Origin of the sequence: Pseudomonas sp. 2822-15 (assembly GCF_002742515.1) — a bacterium.
Lineage (GTDB): Bacteria > Pseudomonadota > Gammaproteobacteria > Pseudomonadales > Pseudomonadaceae > Aquipseudomonas > Aquipseudomonas salomonii.
In genome coordinates, this window is sequence record NZ_LJRY01000169.1 from 16,312 (window position 1) to 37,719 (window position 21,408).

At 58.7% G+C, this 21,408-nt stretch carries 17 protein-coding genes, 6 tRNA genes and 1 pseudogene; 16 read left to right on the top strand and 8 right to left on the bottom strand.

The genetic code is table 11. From position 1 onward, the window contains the following. Positions 1 to 121: 121 nt before the first annotated feature. Positions 122 to 1,561 carry a dihydropyrimidinase gene (gene hydA / locus AOA59_RS05800; protein WP_069786284.1) on the bottom strand — a complete coding sequence of 480 codons (1,440 nt, stop codon included), beginning with the start codon at positions 1,559 to 1,561 and terminating at the stop codon, positions 122 to 124. 592 nt (positions 1,562 to 2,153) lie between these two features. On the opposite strand from hydA, the gene AOA59_RS05805 reads away from it, so the two are divergent. From AOA59_RS05805 to AOA59_RS05840, 7 genes are all read left to right on the top strand, one after another. After that, positions 2,154 to 3,641 (top strand): NCS1 family nucleobase:cation symporter-1, encoded by a 1,488-nt coding sequence (locus AOA59_RS05805; protein WP_099486357.1) that lies wholly within the window; start codon positions 2,154 to 2,156, stop codon positions 3,639 to 3,641. Between the two features lie 157 nt (positions 3,642 to 3,798). Further along, positions 3,799 to 5,082 carry a Zn-dependent hydrolase gene (locus AOA59_RS05810; protein ID WP_099486359.1) on the top strand — a complete coding sequence of 428 codons (1,284 nt, stop codon included), beginning with the start codon at positions 3,799 to 3,801 and terminating at the stop codon, positions 5,080 to 5,082. Positions 5,083 to 5,479: 397 nt separating this feature from the next. Further along, positions 5,480 to 6,115 (top strand): LysE family translocator, encoded by a 636-nt coding sequence (locus tag AOA59_RS05820; protein WP_099486363.1) that lies wholly within the window; start codon positions 5,480 to 5,482, stop codon positions 6,113 to 6,115. A gap of 13 nt (positions 6,116 to 6,128) precedes the next feature. Next, entirely contained in the window at positions 6,129 to 6,902 is a 774-nt protein-coding gene (locus AOA59_RS05825; protein ID WP_099486365.1) for a 2OG-Fe dioxygenase family protein, read from the top strand. Further along, positions 6,889 to 7,836, top strand: a complete 948-nt coding sequence (locus AOA59_RS05830) for a diiron oxygenase (RefSeq protein WP_158235229.1) — start codon at positions 6,889 to 6,891, stop codon at positions 7,834 to 7,836. The genes AOA59_RS05825 and AOA59_RS05830 overlap by 14 nt, the downstream gene beginning before the upstream one ends. Then, on the top strand, positions 7,823 to 8,101 hold the full coding sequence (locus AOA59_RS05835; protein ID WP_218212193.1) for a 2Fe-2S iron-sulfur cluster binding domain-containing protein: 279 nt from the start codon (positions 7,823 to 7,825) through the stop codon (positions 8,099 to 8,101). The genes AOA59_RS05830 and AOA59_RS05835 overlap by 14 nt, the downstream gene beginning before the upstream one ends. After that, entirely contained in the window at positions 8,098 to 8,586 is a 489-nt protein-coding gene (locus AOA59_RS05840) for a GNAT family N-acetyltransferase (RefSeq protein ID WP_099486371.1), read from the top strand. Before AOA59_RS05835 ends, AOA59_RS05840 begins: the two co-directional genes overlap by 4 nt. A 64-nt stretch (positions 8,587 to 8,650) precedes the next feature. Here AOA59_RS05840 and AOA59_RS05845 read toward each other — a convergent pair whose 3' ends face one another. From AOA59_RS05845 to AOA59_RS05860, 4 genes are all read right to left on the bottom strand, one after another. Next, a complete protein-coding gene (locus AOA59_RS05845; protein WP_256593031.1) occupies positions 8,651 to 10,078 on the bottom strand; it encodes a PLP-dependent aminotransferase family protein in 1,428 nt (475 codons plus the stop codon). A 99-nt stretch (positions 10,079 to 10,177) separates the two neighbouring features. After that, positions 10,178 to 11,596 (bottom strand): efflux transporter outer membrane subunit, encoded by a 1,419-nt coding sequence (locus tag AOA59_RS05850; RefSeq protein WP_099486375.1) that lies wholly within the window; start codon positions 11,594 to 11,596, stop codon positions 10,178 to 10,180. Then, complete coding sequence (locus tag AOA59_RS05855; protein ID WP_069788302.1) at positions 11,580 to 12,746, bottom strand: efflux RND transporter periplasmic adaptor subunit; 1,167 nt, start codon at positions 12,744 to 12,746, stop codon at positions 11,580 to 11,582. The genes AOA59_RS05850 and AOA59_RS05855 overlap by 17 nt, the downstream gene beginning before the upstream one ends. Beyond that, complete coding sequence (locus AOA59_RS05860; RefSeq protein ID WP_099486376.1) at positions 12,736 to 15,957, bottom strand: efflux RND transporter permease subunit; 3,222 nt, start codon at positions 15,955 to 15,957, stop codon at positions 12,736 to 12,738. The genes AOA59_RS05855 and AOA59_RS05860 overlap by 11 nt, the downstream gene beginning before the upstream one ends. Before the next feature lie 226 nt (positions 15,958 to 16,183). Here AOA59_RS05860 and AOA59_RS05865 point away from each other — a divergent pair, with 226 nt between their 5' ends. Next, a complete protein-coding gene (locus tag AOA59_RS05865) occupies positions 16,184 to 16,594 on the top strand; it encodes a hypothetical protein (protein ID WP_099486378.1) in 411 nt (136 codons plus the stop codon). Here AOA59_RS05865 and AOA59_RS32635 read toward each other — a convergent pair. Beyond that, complete coding sequence (locus tag AOA59_RS32635; RefSeq protein WP_178076243.1) at positions 16,591 to 16,752, bottom strand: hypothetical protein; 162 nt, start codon at positions 16,750 to 16,752, stop codon at positions 16,591 to 16,593. The genes AOA59_RS05865 and AOA59_RS32635 overlap by 4 nt on opposite strands. A gap of 197 nt (positions 16,753 to 16,949) precedes the next feature. Here AOA59_RS32635 and AOA59_RS05870 point away from each other — a divergent pair, with 197 nt between their 5' ends. Continuing rightward, a complete protein-coding gene (locus AOA59_RS05870; protein WP_069788300.1) occupies positions 16,950 to 17,612 on the top strand; it encodes a peptidase C39 family protein in 663 nt (220 codons plus the stop codon). Positions 17,613 to 17,762: 150 nt separating this feature from the next. On the opposite strand, the gene pbpG is transcribed toward AOA59_RS05870, so the two are convergent. Further along, the gene (gene pbpG / locus AOA59_RS05875) at positions 17,763 to 18,686 is read right to left on the bottom strand and encodes a D-alanyl-D-alanine endopeptidase (protein WP_065931109.1); all 924 of its coding nucleotides are present in this window, start codon (positions 18,684 to 18,686) and stop codon (positions 17,763 to 17,765) included. A gap of 208 nt (positions 18,687 to 18,894) precedes the next feature. Next, complete coding sequence (folD, locus tag AOA59_RS05880) at positions 18,895 to 19,749, bottom strand: bifunctional methylenetetrahydrofolate dehydrogenase/methenyltetrahydrofolate cyclohydrolase FolD (RefSeq protein WP_056861391.1); 855 nt, start codon at positions 19,747 to 19,749, stop codon at positions 18,895 to 18,897. Between the two features lie 276 nt (positions 19,750 to 20,025). Here folD and AOA59_RS05885 point away from each other — a divergent pair. The 7 genes and pseudogenes from AOA59_RS05885 to AOA59_RS05915 form a co-directional block, all read left to right on the top strand. Next, a tRNA-Arg gene (locus AOA59_RS05885) sits at positions 20,026 to 20,102 on the top strand. A gap of 32 nt (positions 20,103 to 20,134) precedes the next feature. Then, positions 20,135 to 20,210: transfer RNA gene (locus AOA59_RS05890), tRNA-His, on the top strand. A 56-nt stretch (positions 20,211 to 20,266) separates the two neighbouring features. Then, positions 20,267 to 20,351: transfer RNA gene (locus AOA59_RS05895), tRNA-Leu, on the top strand. Positions 20,352 to 20,427: 76 nt separating this feature from the next. Next, a tRNA-His gene (locus AOA59_RS05900) sits at positions 20,428 to 20,503 on the top strand. Between the two features lie 56 nt (positions 20,504 to 20,559). Next, positions 20,560 to 20,644, top strand: a tRNA-Leu gene (locus AOA59_RS05905). A 76-nt stretch (positions 20,645 to 20,720) separates the two neighbouring features. After that, positions 20,721 to 20,796: transfer RNA gene (locus AOA59_RS05910), tRNA-His, on the top strand. A gap of 168 nt (positions 20,797 to 20,964) precedes the next feature. After that, a pseudogene (locus tag AOA59_RS05915) lies at positions 20,965 to 21,330 on the top strand (RNA polymerase sigma factor); the annotation flags it as partial. Positions 21,331 to 21,408 lie beyond the last annotated feature (78 nt).

Below are 21,408 nucleotides of genomic sequence, written 5' to 3' on the forward strand. Positions count from 1 at the left end.
ATCGTTCCCACGCTCTGCGTGGGAATGCCTCACTGGACGCTCTGCGTCCGCTTTTGGGGCGCAGAGCGCCCCTGACTGCATTCCCACGCAGAGCGTGGGAACGATCATGTGCGCTGTATGTTCAGCGCTTTACGGCAGTGGGCCTGGAATGCTCGGCCCGCTTGCTCAACTGCTCAAACACCGCCGGATACGCCGGCCGTTCCACATACCGCCCGGCACCGCGCTCGGCGCGTAAATCCCCATCGGCCCACACCAGCTTGCCCTGGCTGATGGTGTGGCTCGGCACGCCGCGCACGGTCTTGCCTTCGAAGATGTTGAAGTCGACCTTCTGATGGTGGGTCTTGGCCGAAATCGTGCGCGTGCCCTCGGGATCCCACAGCACCAGATCGGCATCGGCACCCACGCGGATCGCGCCTTTGCGCGGGTAGAGATTGAAGATCTTCGCGGTGTTGGTCGACGTCAGCGCAACAAATTCCTGCATCGACAAACGCCCGGTGTTCACGCCCTCGTGCCACAGCAGCGCCATGCGGTCTTCGATGCCGGCGGTGCCGTTGGGGATCTTGCTGAAGTCGTCGCGGCCGGCGGCTTTTTGCTCGGCGCAGAAGCAGCAGTGGTCGGTGGCGGTGGTGTGCAGGTTGCCCGACTGCAAGCCGTGCCAGAGTGCTTCCTGATGCCCAAGCGGACGGAACGGCGGGCTCATCACGTAACCGGCGGCGGTTTGCCAGTCGGGGTGCTGGTACACGCTGTCATCCAGCAGCAGGTGCCCGGCCAGCACTTCGCCGTAGACCGGCTGGCCTTTGCCACGGGCGTAGGTGATTTCGTCGAGTGCTTCCTGGGTTGACACGTGCACCAGATACAACGGCGTGCCGATGGTCTCGGCGATGCGAATGGCGCGGCTGGCTGCTTCGCCTTCCACCTGGGACGGACGCGACAGCGGATGCGCTTCCGGCCCGGTAATGCCCTGGGCCATCAGCTTGCGTTGCAGGTGATACACCAGCTCGCCGTTTTCTGCGTGCACCGTCGGCACCGCGCCCAGTTCCAGGCAGCGCTCGAAGCTGGCGACCAGGGTGTCATCCGCCGCCATGATCGCGTTTTTGTAAGCCATGAAGTGCTTGAAGCTGTTGATGCCATGGTGGCTGACCAGCTCGGCCATCTCCTCGCGCACCTGCTCGCTCCACCAGGTGATCGCCACATGAAAACCGTAATCCGAGGCGGATTTTTCCGCCCAGCCGCGCCACTGATGAAAAGCCTCCATCAGCGATTGCTGCGGGTTGGGAATCACAAAGTCGATGATCGAGGTGGTGCCGCCTGCCAGACCCGCCGCCGTGCCACTGAAAAAGTCTTCACTGGCCACAGTGCCCATGAAGGGCAGTTGCATATGCGTATGCGGGTCGATGCCGCCGGGCATCAAGTATTGGCCACTGCCATCGAGTGTTTCAGTGCCGGCGGGAACGTCCAGATTCGTGCCAATAGCGCGAATGAGACCGTCTGCGCATAACACATCGGCGCGGTAACTTTCATCATGGGTAATAACGGTGGCGCCACGGATCAACAGCGACATGTCGAGTTCCTCACAGGCTTGACCGGCTTGTGCCAGTTCTAAGTGTTGTAATGCTGCTTGCCGATGGCCGGTTTAATCCTGTCATCGGTGACAGGAATAGAAACTAGCCCGAGTTTTTCGAATGAGCAAGAAGATTTTTCTTAAGCTTATATCGATTTTAACTGCATGATTTTAAAAGTAAAAAACTATAAATCACCAAAATGTAGCGCCCCTTCACCATTTTGACGCACTTGACAGGTTCTTAAATTGAGCAACATTTCTTATTGCAAATCAGACGCTTGAGACATGCCGCTTGACGGCATGGGTAAATAAAAATAATTGTGTTGCACCAGATTGAGTCCTGACAGTTCGGGTAACTTTCGCGTTATTTAGCCTGAGTAAGGCGACAAGTACCGTAGGCACAATCTGAAAGCTGATTAACATCAGTGAGTTATATAAGCGGTGTGGGTTAAGGTGCGGTTGTCGGCACGGTTATTGAGTGCAGTGGCGGCTGGCCGAGCCCGTGATGTCATGTTGTTTACGAGGTACTCCGGCCATCCGGCGCCACGCGCTGGATGAGCAACAATAATTTTAAAAAAACCGTGGAGCGGCCATGCAACAGAACAGATCGCAAGTCATTGAACGCAACGGCCTGTACGAACTCGACGCCGGCCCCGACGTCCTCGACAGCCCGCGCTACAACCACGACATGGCACCGACCAAGGTGCATGAACGCACCTGGAACAAGTGGCACATCACTGCGCTGTGGGTCGGTATGTCGATTTGCGTGCCGACCTACACCCTGGGCGGCGTGCTCACGGCCTATTTCGGGCTGTCGGTGGGCGAGGCGCTGATGGCAATTTTGCTGGCCAATATCGTGGTGCTGGTCCCGCTGACCCTTAACGCCTTCCCGGGCACCAAGTACGGCATTCCGTTTCCGGTGCTGTTGCGCTCGTCCTTCGGCATCCTCGGCTCCAACGTGCCGTGCCTGATTCGGGCGCTGGTGGCCTGTGGCTGGTTTGGTATCCAGACGATGTTCGGCGGGCTGGCGATTCACCTGTTCCTGGGTTCGATTTTCGAAGGTTGGAAGTCCCTCGGCGGCACCGGTGAAGTGATCGGTTTCATGATTTTCTGGACCTTGAACCTGTGGGTGGTGCTGCGTGGCGCCGAGTCGATCAAGCGCCTGGAAACCCTGTCGGCGCCTTTGCTGGTGGCGGTGGGGATTGGCTTGCTGGTGTGGGCAATGCCCAATGTGTCCCTCAGCGAGTTGATGGCAATCCCACCCAAGCGCCCCGAAGGCGCAAGCCTCACCGGTTACTTTATGGCCGGGCTGACGGCCATGGTGGGCTTTTGGGCCACCTTGTCGCTGAATATTCCCGACTTCAGCCGCTACGCCAAAAGCCAGAAGGACCAGATTCTCGGGCAGATTTTCGGCCTGCCGTTGACCATGTTCCTGTTCGCCGCCCTCGGCGTGATCATGACCGCCGCATCGGTGAAGCTGGTGGGTGTGAGTGTTTCCGATCCCGTCACCTTGATCGGGCATATCCAGAGCCCGGTGTGGGTCGCCATCGCCATGGCGCTGATCATCATCGCCACTTTGTCCACCAACACCGCCGCGAACATCGTTTCGCCCACCAACGACTTCCAGAACATCGCGCCCAAGCTGATCAACCGCACCACGGCGGTGATCCTCACCGGCCTGGTCGGGCTGGCATTGATGGCCCACGAACTGCTGAAAAAGCTTGGGTTGATCGTCTCGGATGTGAGCCTGGAAACCGTGTATTCCAACTGGTTGCTGGGCTACTCCAGCCTGCTCGGCCCGATTGCCGGGATCATGGTGGTGGACTATTTCATCACGCGCAAACAGCAGCTGGACCTGGCCGGTTTGTACCGCGACGACGTGTACCCGGCATGGAACTGGAGCGGCTTTGTGGCCTTCGGCGTGCCGGTGGTGCTGACCTTGCTGTCGTTGGGCAGTGATGCGTTCAGCTGGTTTTACAGCTATGGCTGGTTCACCGGCTCGGCGTTGGGTGGGTTGTTGTATTACGGCTTGAATGCCAAGCGCCGTATCAGCCCGGTCGCCGCCAAATCACCTGTGTAAATGCGGTCACTGTGGGAGCTGGCTTGCCTGCGATACAGGCGACTCGGTATTCCCGCCGAACCGAGGTGATGCAATCGCAGGCAAGCCAGCTCCCACACAAGCTCGGTTCACATTGGATCGAGTTAAATCATAAGAAACACAGCCTGAGGAGATCCCCATGAACGCTGCCCTGGACGTTCTGCAATCGACCCATCAGCACATCAACCGCGACCGCCTGTGGCAGTCGCTGATGGACCTGGCCAAACTCGGCGCCACGCCCAAGGGCGGCGTGTGTCGCCTGGCCCTCACCGACCTCGACCGCAAGGCCCGCGACCTGTTTGTGCAGTGGTGCGAAGCCGCTGGCTGCACCGTGACCATCGACGGCATCGGCAATATTTTCGCCCGGCGCCCTGGCCGCAATCCCAACCTTCCACCGGTGATGACCGGCAGCCATATCGACACCCAGCCTACGGGTGGCAAGTTCGACGGCTGCTTCGGCGTGCTGGCGGGTGTGGAAGTGCTGCGCACCCTCAACGACCTCAAGATCGAAACCGAAGCACCGCTGGAAGTGGTGGTGTGGACCAACGAAGAAGGCTCACGCTTCCCGCCGTGCATGATGGGCTCGGGCGTGTTTGCCGAGAAATTCACCCTGGCCGATACCTTGGCCAAGGTCGATGTGGATGGCGTCAGCGTGGGCGATGCATTGAATGCGATTGGCTATGCGGGCACGCGTGCTGTCAGTGGTCACAAGGTGGGCGCGTATTTCGAAGCGCATATCGAACAAGGGCCGATTCTTGAGGACGAGAAGAAAACCATCGGCGTAGTGCTGGGGGCATTGGGGCAGAAGTGGTTTGACCTGAAACTGCGCGGTGTTGAAGCGCATGCGGGGCCGACGCCAATGCACCTGCGCAAGGATGCTCTGGTGGGCGCGGCCGCCGTGGTGGCGGCGGTGAATGCGGCGGCGTTGGGGCATCAGCCGCATGCGTGTGGGACTGTTGGTTGCCTGCAGGCCTATCCCGGCTCGCGCAATGTGATCCCCGGTGAAGTGCGTATGACCCTGGACTTCCGTCACCTGGAACCGGCGCGGCTGGATTCGATGATTGCCCAGGTGCGCACGGTGATCGACGAGACCTGTGCCAAGCACGGGCTGACGTTCGAGTTGGAGCCCACTGCTGACTTCCCGCCGTTGTACTTCGACAAAGGCTGCGTGGACGCTGTGCGCGATGCCGCAAATGGGTTGGGGTTGTCGAACATGGATATCGTCAGCGGGGCAGGGCACGACGCGATCTTCGTTGCTGAACTGGGCCCGGCGGGGATGATCTTCGTGCCGTGTGAAGGCGGCATCAGCCATAACGAAATCGAGAATGCCGCGCCGGATGATCTGGCGGCGGGGTGTGCGGTGTTGTTGCGGGCGATGGTGGCGGCATCGGCGGCGATTGCCAGCGGGAAGCTGGCTGCCTGATAGGCCGCCATCGCAGCGATGCGGCGACCCGACAAGCCAGCTCCCACATTTTGATAGGTGAATACATTCCAAATGTGGGAGCTGGCTTGCCTGCGATGAGGCCCTGACAGGCGACGCCGTTACTGCACACGTGCCTCGCCGCCTCCTTCTACGACCCGATCAACCAGCAACTGCACACCCTCCACCCTCTGACAAATCCCCCGACTCTGGTACAGATTCCAAAAAAAACACCATACAGATGGCCGCAGGTGCAACTGTGCACTAAAGAAATAGATTTTCTGAATCTTAATTGTTCGCTCGCCACAGCCAAGAATAGCCCATGGGTTAAGTAAGCGAGACAATCAAGGCCATGTTCCGGCAACTTCATTCATCAAGAAAATCAGACCAGAGTTAACTTATGACTATGTATGCGTGGTTGTCGTTCATCCTGATTACTATGGTTCAGGCAGGCTCGCCGGGGCCCTCCACGGTCTTCCTGGTTAATAACTCAATAAAGTATGGGCCATTAAAAGCCATTGGCGTGCTCAGTGGCGATGTGTTCGCCATTTTGATAATGGGGTTGATCTCTTCATTCGGAATTGCCACATTCTTTGCCAACCATCCCGCCATGTTTAATGGTTTGAAGTTTGCGGGCGCGGCCTACCTTATTTATCTTGGGGTCGTTGCGTTCAAGAAAAGCCGGGCCGTTATCCCCGCGGCGAGTATCGCTGTGTCTGAGGCCCGGTTGCCGTCGTTAACTCGACAGTGGGTGCAATCTTTTTTGATTGGTATCAGCAACCCCAAAGCACTTGTTTATTTCACTGCGTTACTGCCGCAGTTCGAAAAGAGTGGTGCTCCAGATTTACAGTTCTTTGCGCTTCTGGTGGTGCTCAGTGCCTTGATAAAGTTTTCCATACTGTCGTGTTACGCCGTGGTAGCGACTCGAATCGCTGCGAAGTTAACGTCGCCTTCCGCCAGTAAGGTTGGATCGAAAGTAGTGGCTGTATTTTTCGTGTTTTTTGGTGCGGCATTAGGGCTCTCAATCATCCATTGAAGGATAGGTACATATGAGGTATGAAAACTCGGCCGTAGCGACAGTGTTGGGGATGCACAGCACCTCTGACGTCATTGAACTGCAACTCAAGCGCGCCGGCTATTGGGTGGGTAACTATTTCAACTACTTCATCACACTGGCGCATCGATCGGATGATTGGAGAGCGTTTCTGGAGACTTGGGATGGTCTGCCGCCGGATGAATTTATGGCGGACGGTGGCAAGTATCGGCGCCGGCGTTTTACCGAGCTGCGTTACAATGTCAAGAGTGATGAGGTCGGTATATTGCCGCACAAGCCTTTTTTTCAGGATAAGTATAATAATACTCTGAACGGTGGCGTCGACCGGCATTTCGAACCGATCACACCGTACATAGCCACGCATCCGTTCATAAAACGCATGATCCGCGATTATGTCGCTATCTTTACCCGCTACAGGGATGTGGCGATTTGGCAAGTTTATTTGCACCAAGTCAGAATCACGTCGTCCCGAGGCGTGGCGGGGTTTCCGACACCCGAAGGTATTCATAAGGATGGTGTGACATTTTCCAGCCTGTTTTGTATCAACCGTACTGCAAACTGCGTCGGTGCAGAGAACTCCATTTATGACAACGATAAGCACCTGCTCGAGAGTTTCACCCTGACGCGTTACGGTGACCTGGTGATATTCGATGATTCCAAGGTGTATCACAGTGTCAGTCAAATGAATGCGTCAGACGATTGCACCGCGTCGAGGGACATGTTGTTTCTGGAATTCACCGCGCAAGGGGGCGAGCATGTTGCGTCATAGTTCTGTGAATATCGAAGAGCGCAATTACTCAAAAGAAGTGATTGAAAGTATAAGCAACAGTTGGCCGTTCGAAGCCGAGGTCATGCGCTTCAATGACGTTTCAGCACGCTCATTCAATATGCATGTCCCGGACTTTATCCCGGAGATGGTGCCCTTCTCGACATTCGACCAGTGGCGAGCCTTGGAACCCCAGGATCAAAGCGATTTGCTGTCGGCGGGTTGGATCATCTACCAAAGCAATACGATTTTTATTGAAACCGACTTGGTCACACCGGCCTGCATCGAGGTGATCAGGTCGCGACAGGACAACAGTGTCGGCCCCGAGATGGCCCGTTCGATGGCGCAAGCGATGACCGACGAGGGCTACCACACCCTGTTGGCGGTGCTTACCTGTGACGCTGTCCGGACGAATAGACAGCTGTCGTTGTTCCCTACGGAGTTTCATCTTGTTGATGTTATGAGTACGTACATCAACGGCCTTGATTGCGAATGGAAGCGCCGAGTCGCGCGCATCGCGACGGCGTGCTGTACCGAAAACCACATCACCGACTACTTGGACCTGCTGGCCAATGCTTCGTCCATTCAGCCGATTTTTCTGGCGGCTGTGAATGCCCATGCCAAAGATGAGTGGAACCACGGTTCGCAGTTCGCGGTACTGGCGCGGGATATCTATTGGGCGCTGTCCAGCGAAGGCCAGAAGGTATTCAAGGACACCGTTGAGTTGGTCGCGAAGAACTTTTTCCGTGCCGACCTTAACGCGTGGATTACGGTGATTGACCAATTGGATCGTCCGTCACTGGAAGGTGTGCGTACAGCGATCATCAATAATTCGGTTGAGCTGCAAAGGGCCGTTGAGTTCACCAACAATAATCGCGGCCTGATGAAGCTGTATGAAAACCTTGAATGGGAGTGGGCCGGCTATGAAAACAGATAGTTTTACGCTCACGTGCGCGACCCGGCACGAGCTCATCGCCAGCGCGGCATTTTCCTTGGTCAATGCCTGTGAGCGGATGGGCCTGGTGCGCACACGCTGCCGCCAAGGGCGATGCGGGTCTTGCCAAGTGAAGTTGATATCCGGTGAATACAGTGAGTTGACCCCCATGCTGGCGCTCACGGAAAAAGAGCGCGGCGGCAATGCGATTTTGCCCTGTGTGCTGGTTCCGCTTTCGAACATCGAAGTTGAGGCTTGGTACACATGAGTGAGACGGTTTATTTGCGGCGCGATAACTTCATCATTCGTAAAGCGACGCTAGAAGATGCGGTGGCGATCAGGAAAATGGTGTTCAAGACATTTGTCGAATACGGCATCGCGGCCGATCCCGACGATGACGACCGCGACATCATGTGCTTTGGCGTGCCCAAGGAGAATGTTGTGGAGCTGGTCACGGTGTTTGATGGCAACCCTGTGGGGTCGGCCATTTTGACCGCGTGCGGGGAGGGCAGGGTCAAACTCACCAAGTTTTACCTGGACAAAAACTATCGTCGGTTTGGTGCCGGCGTGGCCATGCTCAATACCGCCGTCGCTGCGGCAAAATCCATGGGCGTCAGGGAGGTGTTCCTGAAAACGCGAGCGCTGTATAAAGAGGCCGTTCAACTGTATGAGTCGACCGGTTGGGTCAGGGGGGCAGACCAGCCTGGGCCAGGCCCTGAACGCCTTTATTCGATTAGGTTCTCTCAGGAATGAACCGCTTGTGCCTGGCATGAGCTGAAACAGACAGGCCCTTGAGGGCCTGTCTGTTGCGTGCCGGCTAACGCAGCATATGCGAGACGTTCAAATCGGACACAAGCTGCCCCATGGTTTCTATCGCGTGCTCTGCACGATCATTCAGCAGGCCGCCGTAATTGATACGAATGCAGTTTTCATATTTCCCCGACGATGAAAATATTTTGCCGGTCGCAATCTGCACATTGTGCTTCATCAGGCGATCACTGAGTTCATAAGCCGACACCCCGTCCGGCAATTCAATCCACAAGAAATAACCGCCTTGCGGCCGGCTGACGCGGATGCCGGCGTTGAAATACTTGGAGATCCAGTTCGTCATCAACTCCCTGTTGGCTTTGTAATTGATGCGCATACGTCGAAGGTGGATCTGATAGAGCCCCTTGCTCATGAACTCGGCAATTGCCCTTTGATTGGCCGTCGCGGTAGCACCGGAGCTGATGTATTTGGTGTGCAGCACCTTGTCGTAGAATGTTCCCGGCACCACCCAGCCGACCCGCAAGCCGGGCGCCAGTGTTTTTGAAAAAGACCCGCACAGAATGACCTTGCCTTCAGTGTCCAGGGACTTGATGGTTTGCGGGCGCGGATACGAGAACGTCAGGTCGCCATAGGTGTCATCTTCGATGATAAAAAAACCGAAGGTTCTGGACAGCGTTACCAGCGCTTCCTTACGCTCATTGGGCATTACATAACCCAACGGGTTATTGCAATTGGGGTTGACCAGCACCGCCCGAATAGGCCATTGCTCGGCGATAAGTTCCAGCGACTCCAGGTCAATGCCCGTCAATGGGTGGCTAGGCACCTCGATGACTTTTATACCGCACACTTTGAGTGTCTGAATCGCGCCGTGAAAACTGGGCGACTCCACGACGACGATATCGCCCTGGCTGCAAATAGAGCGTATGGAGCACATCAGTGCTTCCTGGCATCCGGCGGTGATGATGATCTCGTTGGGGCCGATAAGGCAGCCGGAATCAATAATCAACCGGCTGATTTGTGTTCTTAACTCCAGGTTGCCCTTGATGTTTTCATAGTTGAGCCCATCCTTTTGCCAACGCTTCGCTTCGTGGCTCAGGCTTTTCATCAAGGGTTTGAGTGTCGGTGTGTCAACACTTGGCATGCCTCTGCCCAGTTGCAGAACCCCTTCGTCAGGGGTGTTGGCCGTCACCTTGTAGATTTCATCCCATTCCAATATATCCAGGGGAGTTCGTTCGGAGTCACGCATCGTGGGCAATAGATAGACGTGCTGTTTGCGGCTGACGAAATGCCCGGATTTGGGGGCTGGTGACGCCAGCCCCTGCTCCTCCAGGAGTCGGTATGCCTGTTGCACGGTGCCCAGGCTGACCCCGTGTTCGGCGCTTAATATGCGCACGGAAGGGAGTCGTTGCCCTTCCTGGTACATGCCCATTTCAATTCTGCTACGCAGTAAATGGGCCAAATCTGAGTACTTTGCCACTGATCCCTCGCCGCTGCTTCGCTACCCTTGCCATGGGCGCATAGTCCTCCGCGGCACCGTCTGTGGCAAGGGCCGTAGCACCAGTGCATCACCTGAGGTTCACGCATCCGGGCGCCAACCGCCGCCCAATGCCGTCACCAACCCCACACTCGCCTGCAACTGCCGCGTCTGCACCGCCTGCAAGGTCCTTTGCGCCTGTAACGCCGCCGTTTGCGCGGTGACCACATCCAGATAACTCACGGCCCCGGCCTGATAACTGTTCATCGCCAACGCCTGTGTATGTTCTGCTGCGTCCGCCGCCGCTTGTTCATCCTGGGCCTCTTGCTGCAAGTCCCGCAGTTGCGCCAGGTTATCTTCCACCTCACGCACCGCTTTAAGCACATGGCTACGGTATTGCGCCGACGCTTCTTCAAACTCGGCCTTGGCTTGGCGCTCATTGGCGCTCAGCCGCCCACCATCAAAGATCGGCAGATTCACCAGCGGCCCCAGCGCCCAGTAGCGGTTACCGGCAGACAGCAGGTTGCCAACCCCTTGAGTCTGCCCGCCGATCAACCCGGTGAGACTGAAATCCGGGTACCACGCCGCCTTGGCCACGCCAATATTGGCATTGGCCGCAAACACCCGCCGTTCCGCCGCCGCAATGTCCGGGCGACGTTGCAGCAGGTGGCTCGGCAGCTGCGAGGGGATGCCCGGCAAGGCAATCAACTGCTGGCTCGGCGGCAGCGTGAAGTTACTGGCTGCCACGCCCACCAATTCACCAATGGCGTGCTCGGTGAGGTTGCGTTGCCCGCGCACTTCATCCAGTTGAGCCTTGGCTTCGGCCAACTGGCTTTGCGCACGGGTCAGGTCCAGCTCCGAAGCAATCTGGCCTTCGTATCGGCTGCGGGTCAGTTGCAGCGCCTGGCTGAAATCCTCCAGCGAGCTATTGAGGATCCGGCTCTGCGCATCCAGGCCGTTGAGCTGCACATACAAGGTCGCCAACTGGTGCTGCAGGCTCAGGCGCGCCACTGCCAGGTCATCCCCGGAGGCTTGCGCCTGGGCGTCACCGGCTGCGACCTGGTTGCGAATCTTGCCCCACAGGTCGAGGTCGTAGCTCAGGGAAAACGCGGCGGTATTGCTGTTGTACACCGACGGCTGCGTATCGCCGCGCAGTGGCCGCGAATCCGATTGCCGCTGGCGCAATGGCTGCGCGCTGGCGGTGATTTGCGGGAACAATCCGGCATGCAGTTGGCTGGCATACGCCTGAGACGCATCAAAGTGTGCCAGCGCCGCCGCCAGGTCCGGGTTGGCCTTGAGCAGTTGCTGTTGCAGGTCATTGAGCTGCGAATCGTTGTAGAGCGTCCACCATTGGGGTGCCAACTGGTCGGACGGTTGCGCGCTGTGCCACGGGCCATCGCTGGTCTGTTCGCGGTAGCCGGCCGGCAGGTCAACCGAGGGCACCTTGTAGGTGGGCGCCATCGAGCAACCCTGCAAGGCCAGCAGCACTAACGCCGCGAGGGGGTTAAACCTTATGCGCATGGGCACCTCCGGCTTGGGCAAGCTGGACCGGGTCGCCTTCGCGCAGGGCGTCGGGCGGGTTGTCGACCACGCGGTCGGCGGGTTTGAGGCCTTGGTCGATCACCAGGCGCTCGCCCAGGTCCAGGCCGATGTGGATGTCTTGCAGGTGCACGTGATTTTGCGCATCCAGCACCGCCACCTGGGTGCCTTGGGCGCGGAAGATCAAGGCGCTGGCCGGGATGCTCACGCCATGGGTGTCGGCCGGGATTGGCAGGGTGGCTTCGGCGTAGTCACCGGGCAGCAGTTCGCCGTTGGGGTTGTCGGCGACGAATTGCGCAAGCAGGGTGCCCGAACGGCGGTCGATGGCGGTGGAGTCGCCGATCAGGCGCGCCTTGAAGTGTTCGCCAGGGTGCTCGGGCACGGTCAGTTCGGCCTCAAGCCCAGGGTGGATCACCGACGCGTAGTTCTGCGGCACCGGCACATACAGGCGCAGTTGGTGGGTGTCGGCGATGTTGAACAGTTCCGGGTCGCTGTCGGTGTCGGCCTTGATCAACTGGCCGATATCGGTGTTGCGCGCGGTGATGGTGCCGGCGAACGGCGCGCGGATGGTCTTGTAGCTTTCCAGCGCCGACAGCCGCGCATAGTCGGCAGCCGCCGCCTCGGCGTTGGCTTTGGCCGCGGCGGCGTTGGAGGTCTTTTCATCCGCCTCCTGACGCGACACCGAATGGCTGGCGAGCAGGTTCTGCCAGCGTGTGGCGGTGGTTGCGGCCAGGCGTGCATTGGCCTGTTCCTGAAGCAGGCGGGCGTGGGTTTGCGCCAGCTGCTGGTCGAGGTCCGGGCTGTCGATTTCGGCGAGGATTTGCCCGGCTTTCACCTGGCTGCCGATGTCGACTTTCCAGTCTTTCAAATAGCCGCTCACCCGCGCATGAATCGGCGCCTTGCTCCAGGCCTCAAGGTGCGCGGGCAGGCGCAGGGTATCGCCGGCCGCGTTGAGCTTGGGCTGGAATACCATCACCTGGGGGATGGCGGCGGTTTCGGTCCAGGCCGTCACCGCTTCTTCGTGGGTGGTGCGGGCGTGCAGGCCGTTGGCGACCAACAGGGCGGCCAATGTCAGGCCGCCGACACCCAGGAGCATCAGACGCTTGCGCGAGGGTTTGTGATCAGACGACATGTGGGGTTTCTCCAGCAACTTCGCGAGTAGGGTGACGACCGTGGACCAGGCTGAAGACCACGGGTACAAACAACAACGTGGCGATGGTGGCGAAGATCAAGCCACCGATCACGGCGCGGCCGAGCGGGGCGTTCTGCTCCTCGGAAATCGCCAGCGGCAACATGCCGATGATCATCGCCAGGGCGGTCATGCACACCGGGCGGAAGCGCGTGTAACCGGCTTCCATGGCCGCCTTGAGCGCGTCGCCATGTTCGGCCAGGCGTTCACGGCAGAAACTCACCACCAGGATCGAGTTGGCGGTGGCCACGCCCATACAGAGGATGGCGCCAGTGAGTGCCGGCACCGACAGCGAGGTGCCGCTGAGGAACAGCATCCACACAATCCCCGCCAGCGCCGCCGGCAGTGCAGTGATGATCACAAACGGATCAGCCCACGACTGGAAGTTGACCACGATCAGCAGGTAGATCAGCACCACGGCGCCGAGCAAGCCGAAGCTCAAACCGCTGAAGGCTTCATGCAGCGCATCGATCTGCCCGTGCAGGCTGATCACCGCGCCTTTGGGGCGCATGGAGGCGGTGTCATCCAGCACCTTTTGCACGTCACGGGCCACGCCGCCGAGGTCGCGGCCTTGCACGTTGGCGTACAGGTCCAGGGTCGGTTCGATGTTGTAGTGGGTCACCACCGCCGGGCTCTGCACGCGGGAGATGCTCGCCAGGCCGCCAAGGATTTGCGATTGCCCATCGGCACCGGTCACTGGCAAGGCTTCCAGTGACGGCAAGCTGTCGAGGCGGTATTGCGGGGTGGCGGCGACGATGGAGTAGGACACGCCGTTGGCCGGGTTAAGCCAGAACGTCGGCGCGACCTGGGAGCTGCCGGCAAGCGAGGCGACCATGCTGTTGGTGACGTCTCGCTCGGTGATGCCCAGGCCATTGGCGCGCATGCGGTCGACGTTCACCTGCAATGATGGGTAGCCGGTGGACTGCTGGATGCGCAGGTCGGCAATGCCCGGAATATGCTGCAGGCGGCGTTCCAGTTCGATGGCGTAAGCGCGGTTTTCCGCATCGCTGCGCCCGGAGATTTTCACGTCCAGCGGCGCGGGGGCACCGAAGTTGAGGATCTGGCTGCTGATGTCGGCAGGCAGGAACGCAAAGTGGCTGCCGGGGAAGCTTTGCGGCAAGGCTTCACGCAGTTTTTTCACGTAGTCGGCGGTCGGCGCATGGTCCTTTTTCAAGCTGACCTGGATGTCGCCGTCCTGCGGGCCGATGGTGCCGCTGCTGCTGTAGGCCATGTCGATGCCGCTGAGCGGGATGCCGATGTTGTCGACGATGGTGTCGAGCTCTGCGGCGGGGATCACTTCACGAATCCGCGCTTCAATGCGGTCGAACGCCGCCGCGCTTTCTTCGATACGCGTGCCCAAGGGCAAGCGCACGTGCAGGGCCAGGGCGCCGGCGTCGGTGGCCGGGAAGAAGTCCTGGCCCAGGCTTGGCAACAGCAGGAACGAGGCCAGCACGCAGGCCAGGAAACCGACGATAAAGCGCTTGCGTGCGCCCAGCGCCAGGGTCAGCAGGCCGTGGTAGGTGTCGCGGATATTCGAGAAGTGCCGCTCGAAACCCTGCTGGAAATTCAGCACCGATTGCAGCACGCGGTTGCGCGGTTTTTTGTGCTGTTCACCTTCGTGATGGTTGATGAACTCATCTTCCGGGTGATGCCCAGGCCCTTGCTCCGGCACGTGCGGCTTGAGCAAAAACATCGCCAGGGTCGGCACCAGGGTGCGCGAGAGAATGAACGAGCTGGCCATGGCGAAAATCACCGCCAGCGCCATCGGCCGGAACAGGTAACCGGCAATGCCTTGCAGCAGGAACATCGGCACAAACACGATGCAGATACACAGCAGCGACACAAACGCCGGGCCGACGATCTGCGCGGCGCCGTCGAGGATCGCGGTCTTCACCGCCTTGCCTTGTTCCAGGTGCCAGTTGATGTTTTCGATGGTCACCGTGGCATCGTCCACCAGAATCCCCACCGCCAATGCGAGCCCGCCGAGGGTCATCACGTTGAGGGTTTGCCCGGTGACCGCCAGCAATGCAATGGCCGACAACACCGCCAACGGAATTGAGGCGGCGATGATCAAGGTGGAGCGCCAGCTGCCGAGGAACAGCAGGATCATCGCACTGGTCAGCAATGCGGCAATGATGCCTTCCTGGGCCACGCTGCCCACCGATTGTTTAACAAACACCGAGGCGTCGCCCAGCAATGAGGTTTTAAGCGACGGCGGCAGGGTTTCGTTGATGCGCGGCAGCATCTGGCGGATGCCGTCAATGATCGACAGGGTAGAGATGCTGCCGTTTTTCAACGCCGGCATCAGCACTGCACGGTGGCCGTCGACGCGCACGATGTTGGTCTGCGGCGGCGAGCCGTCACGCACGTGGGCCACCTGGCCGATGGTGATGATTGCGCCGTCGACCGTCTTGATCGGCAGGTCGTTGAGCTCATCAATCGCCTTGGGGCTGTTGTTGAGCAGGATCGTGTATTCGTTGGGGCCGAGTTTGGCGGTACCCACTGGAATGATTTGGTTTTGCAGCGCCAGCGCGTTGCCCACGTCCTGGGCCGACAAGCCTTTGGCGGCCAGCGCCTGGGGGTCGAGGTCGAGGGTTATCTGGCGTTGCTTGCCGCCCATTGGCGTGGGCATGGCCAGGCCGGGCAGGGCGCTCAGGGGCAGGCGGATATTGTTCTGCACCAGGTCGCGGATCTTGGCTTCCGAGAGGCTGGGGCTGGAAAACGCCAGTTGCAGGATCGGCACCGTGGAAGCGCTGTAGTTAAGGATCAGCGGCGGCGTGATGCCCGGTGGCATCTGCTTGAGCACGGTTTGTGACACGGCCGTTACTTGGGCGTTGGCGGTGCGGATATCCACGCCGGGCTGGAAGAAGATCTTGACGATGCCCATGCCGGGCAGCGATTGCGATTCGATGTGTTCGATGTCGTTAACGGTGGTGCTCAAGGAGCGTTCGTAGGTGTAGATCACCCGACCGGCCATGGCGTCCGGAGACAGGCCGTTGTACTGCCAGACCACAGCGACGACGGGGATGCCGATATCGGGAAAAACATCCGTGGGGGTTCGCAGGGCCGCCATCGGCCCGATGATGCAGATGAATATGGCCAACACAATAAACGTGTAGGGCTTTTGCAGTGCGGTCTTTACCAGCCCGAGCATGCGTGAACCTCCGAGGGAGCAGGATTGCAAACCCCGGCAGTCTTGCCCGACCCACCTAACACGCACCTTTCAGCCAGGTGAAGGAACATTTAGTTAACGGCTGAAGATCGTTTCATATGTATTCATTTGTTCTACATAAGGCCGCTCTCCAAGCTTGTCACCCATCGGCGGCGATACAGTTGAATCGCTTCCAACCATTTTTACTGAAGCCCTTTGGAGCCCTGCCATGTCACTCAAACCTTTGTTATTGATCCCCGCACTGGGTGTTGTTTTGTTGTTGTCGGCCTGCGCCGGCCCCCTCCCTAAAGCTGACCCGAGCGAAGCGTGGATTGGTTTGAAGGAAGAAGCGCCAAATGACCTGATGGCCGAGCGCGTCGACGGCCACCGCGTGGACGACGGCCGTTATTTTGAAGTGACCCCGGGGAACCATCGTTTGGATGTGACACTGTTTGAAGAAGAGCCGGGCGACGACAACCAGCAAGACTGCCAGGGCCGGGTCGAGTACAGGAATTTCAAGGCGGGTGAGCACTACACGCTGGTGGAATCCAGCCTGGGCACTACTGTGCGTGCCGTGCTCAAGGACGGTCGCGGCAAGGAAGTGGCTGCGACTCAAGACTTCAATTGCATGCCTGGCTAGGCGTGATGCACCTCGGCCTTGTGCGGCTTGCCCGGTGCAGCAGGTGTGACATGGGGGTGGTGATGCCGACGCGTTATGCGCATCACGCCCCACAACATCGCGGCGGCTACTGCCAGCCAACCGCAGACCAACATGAAAATCGTTGTTGCAAGGCTCATTCCGGCCTCCTTTCGCCCCGCTGGGGGCACACACAGTCTTCTCAATGGACAGTCTAGTCAGCTGACGGTTGCGTGCTATTGACCAATGGTCGAATCGGTCCAACTTGTTGGCTATATCAGCGCGCTGTCACTGCTCCCTGAATGCGATTGGGCTATGATCTGGGCCCTTACCGGCCGTTGATCAAGAGAGTAAAAAATTGCGCTTACGCTCGAACGTTAAAACCTCCTTGTTGCTGGCGTGCGCCCTCGGGTTGGCGGCGTGCTCCGGGCACCCGTCGAAACTGGCGGGCTTGCCGGAGCGCGTTGAACTCACGGGCGTGCCGGCGTATCGCAGCGAGGCCTATCAGAGCGGTCCTTCAGCATTAGCCAGCATGCTGTCGCAACAAGGCATTGTCATGACACCCGGCTTGCTCGACAAACCGCTGCACTTGCCGGGCGGCGAGGCGAACCTTGAGCGCAACATGCAGGTGCTGGCGCGTGAATACGGGCTGATGGTGTATCCGCTGGACAGCCAGTTGACGGCCGTGCTGGCGCAAGTGGCGGCGGGTTACCCGGTGATGGCGCGGATCAACCCGAGCATGTGGTCGGGCACGCGTTATGTGGTGGTGGTGGGGTTCAATCAGCAGAAGAGCACGGTGTTGCTGCGCTCGGGCATGGACCGGCGGTTGTTGATGAGCTTCAGTGATTTTGAATCGGCGTGGAAGAGTGCAGGGCACTGGGCGATTTTGACCCAGCGCCCGAGCCAGTTGCCGGCGAATGTGGATGTGCAGCGCTGGCGTGATTCTGCCAATGCCACGGCGCAGGCCGGGCAGGAACAGGCGGCGGCGCAGGCACTCAAGGTGCTGGCGGAAAGAAAGTAAAAGGCACTGAAGGCCAAGGCCTGTGGGTAAGGCTATAGCCTGTGGGAGCTTGGTTGTGTGGGAGCTGGCTTGCCTGCGATGCAGGCAACTCGGTTTATCTGTTACACCGCGTTGATGCTATCGCAGGCAAGCCAGCTCCCACATTATTATTTAGCGGCGTACTTCAGCCGCGTTCGGGCGACTCTTCAGGTTCTTGTCGGCCTTGTAGCGCAAGGCCACATCCGGCACCGAGCCACTGCGGCCGGTTTCGACCCAGTTGCGGATACGCGTGGCATCGGCGAAGTGGGTGAACTTGCCGAACGCATCAAGGATCACCAGCGAGACTGGGCGGTTGCCCATGCTGGTCACCAGCACCAGGCAATGGCCGGCCTGGTTGGTGAAGCCGGTCTTGGTCAGCTTGATATCCCAGTTGGCGCGGTTGATCAGGTGATCGGTGTTGGAGAAACCCAAGGTGTAGTTGGGCTTGCGGAACGCCACGGTCTTTTCCTTGGTGGTGCTCAGTTGGCTCAGCATCGGGTATTTACGCGCAGCGGCCAGCAGCTTGCTCAGGTCGCGGGCGGTGGACACGTTGTGAATCGACAGGCCGGTAGGTTCCACGTAGTGCGTGCTGGTCATGCCCAGCGCCTTGGCTTTGGCATTCATTGCTGCAATAAACGCCGGGTAGCCGCCCGGGTAGTGGTGGGCCAGGCTGGCGGCGGCGCGGTTTTCCGAGGACATCAGGGCGATCAGCAGCATTTCCTTGCGCGGCATTTCGCTGCCGATTTTCACCCGGGAGAACACGCCTTTCATTTCCGGCGTGTCCTTGATGTTGATATCGATGTACTCATCCATGTTCTGTTTGGCTTCGAGCACGATCAGGCCGGTCATCAGCTTGCTGACGGAGGCAATCGGCACCACCACATCGGGGTTGCTGGCGTAGATGACTTTATTGGTCTGCAGGTCGACCAATATGGCGCTGCCGGAAGCGATCTGCAGTTTGGAAGTATCACGCGGAGCGATAGTGGTTTCGCTGGCGTGCGCGAAGGTGCCTGTAAATGCAAACAATAGGCTGACAAGAGAGAGACGAATTTTCACGCGGGTGAACTCGCTAAAAAGTAAGGAAAATGCCGTTCGAGAACGGTTTTTTGATAAATGCCGTTACATTTTAGGAGTATGGACGAAGAACTGTCGAATGTTCTTCTAGAACCAGACGAAAGTACTTAAAAACTAAGAAAAAAAGGGCTTTTAGCCGCGCAATAAAAAGCCCTGCGATAAGGCAGGGCTTTTTCAGTACCGCTGGTTATTAGTCGTGCAGGGTTTCTGCTGCGTACAGGGTATTTTCCAGCAGGCACGCACGGGTCATCGGGCCGACACCGCCGGGTACCGGGGTGATCCAGCCGGCGCGGGGCAGGGCGGTTTCGTACACCACGTCGCCGACCAGCTTGCCGTCATCCTGACGGTTGATGCCTACGTCGATGACGATGGCGCCTTCCTTGATCCACTCGCCCTTGACCAGGCCCGGCTTGCCGGCGGCAACCACCACCAGGTCGGCGCGGCCAACGTGGCCGGCGAGGTCCTTGGTGAAACGGTGGGTGACAGTCACGGTGCAGCCGGCCAGCAGCAGTTCCATGGCCATCGGGCGACCGACGATGTTGGAGGCGCCGACCACTACTGCATCAAGGCCGTACAGATCGACGCCGGTGCTTTCCAGCAGGGTCATGATGCCTTTGGGCGTGCATGGGCGCAGCAGCGGAATACGCTGGGCCAGGCGGCCGACGTTATAAGGGTGGAAACCGTCGACGTCTTTGTCCGGGCGGATGCGCTCCAGCAGTTTGGAGGCGTCCAGGTGCTCGGGCAGCGGCAATTGCAGCAGGATGCCGTCGATGGCCGGGTCGTCGTTGAGGCCGTCGATCAGGTCGGTAAGCGCCTGCTGGGTGGTCTCGGAAGGCAAGTCGTAGGCCTTGGAAATAAAGCCGACCTCTTCACAGTCTTTACGCTTGTGCGAGACATAAACCTGAGAGGCAGGATCGCTGCCGACCAGGATCACCGCGAGGCCAGGCGTGCGCAGGCCTTGCAGGCGGCGCTCGGTGACTCGTTTGGCGATCTGCTGGCGCAGGCTGGCGGCGATTGATTTGCCGTCGATAAGTTGTGCAGTCATTACGCGTGATTAACCATCGAGAGGGGGAAGAAAAGTGCGCGCATTCTCGCACGCCATGACGTGAGGGCAAAGGCGCTTGGTCTGCAAATTGCCCTAACCCCTTAAATAAAATCAGTTTTTTTCAAAAAAGATTTGACGGGTATCAAGGCCGTCTATACTATTCGTCGCACTTGTCGGGCACAGCCTAGCACTGGTTAAGAAGGTCGAGCAGATAGAGCTGTTCTGCAAGGCTGGAAGCACTTAGTTTGTAATCTTCAACGAGTACAGATTAATAAGGCGCCCGTAGCTCAGCTGGATAGAGCATCCGCCTTCTAAGCGGATGGTCGCAGGTTCGAGTCCTGCCGGGTGCGCCATTAGGCAGCTTTGGCACAAGTAGCGCTAGATGGTGGGCGTAGCTCAGTTGGTAGAGCACGGGATTGTGACTCCCGTTGTCGAGGGTTCGATCCCCTTCGTCCACCCCATATTTAAAAAGGCGCCAGATTAATCGTCTGGCGCCTTTGCTTTAAGAGCTTCAAGCGCGGATGTGGTGGAATTGGTAGACACACTGGATTTAGGTTCCAGCGCCGCGAGGCGTAAGAGTTCGAGTCTCTTCATCCGCACCAATTAAGCGTCATCCAGCCATCAGGCAGGGTGAGGCCAGACAAGGAAGGTGTTCGAGTTCCTTGTTGATGCAATATGGTGGGCGTAGCTCAGTTGGTAGAGCACGGGATTGTGACTCCCGTTGTCGAGGGTTCGATCCCCTTCGTCCACCCCATATTTAAAAAGGCGCCAGATTAATCGTCTGGCGCCTTTGCTTTAAGAGCTTCAAGCGCGGATGTGGTGGAATTGGTAGACACACTGGATTTAGGTTCCAGCGCCGCGAGGCGTAAGAGTTCGAGTCTCTTCATCCGCACCAATTAAGCGTCATCCAGCCATCAGGCAGGGTGAGGCCAGACAAGGAAGGTGTTCGAGTTCCTTGTTGATGCAATATGGTGGGCGTAGCTCAGTTGGTAGAGCACGGGATTGTGACTCCCGTTGTCGAGGGTTCGATCCCCTTCGTCCACCCCATATTCTAAAAAGCGCCAGATCAATGATCTGGCGCTTTTTTTTGCATCCGAACAATGCCCGGCCGCGTATGTATTGACGAGGATGGCCGTGGACGGGCCTGGATCCTCATCCGCTGCTACGTGGAGGGTCTGAAGAATGTTGGCACAACAGCAGGATCACAATCAGGGAATGGCGGTTGGCGAAGCATACTTGCTCGGGCGCCTGCTGTTGGGGGAGCAAGCGGCCTATTGCGACCTGGTCAACACCCATCAGGGCGCTATGCGCGCGGTGGCTTCGGCGATTGCCGGGCATCGGCATGTCGATGACGTGGTGCAGGATGCCTGGTTGGCGATTGTGCGCGGGTTGAGTGGTTTTCAGGGGCGCTCCAGCCTCAAGACCTGGGTGCTGACGATTACGGCCAATAAAGCCAAGGGCCGCTATGGTCGGAATCGGCGCGAAGTGTTTTTCGACGACGCGCTGGGTCAGGAGCGCTTTTGCGCCGCCAGCGGCCAGTGGTTGTCGGTGCCGGTGGGCTGGCATGAAGATACGCCCGAGGGTAAGCGGCCAGCGAACACACCTTCAGAAATCCGGAATTAAGGGCGATGGTGTCCGCCTATTTTTAAGCGGACGCGA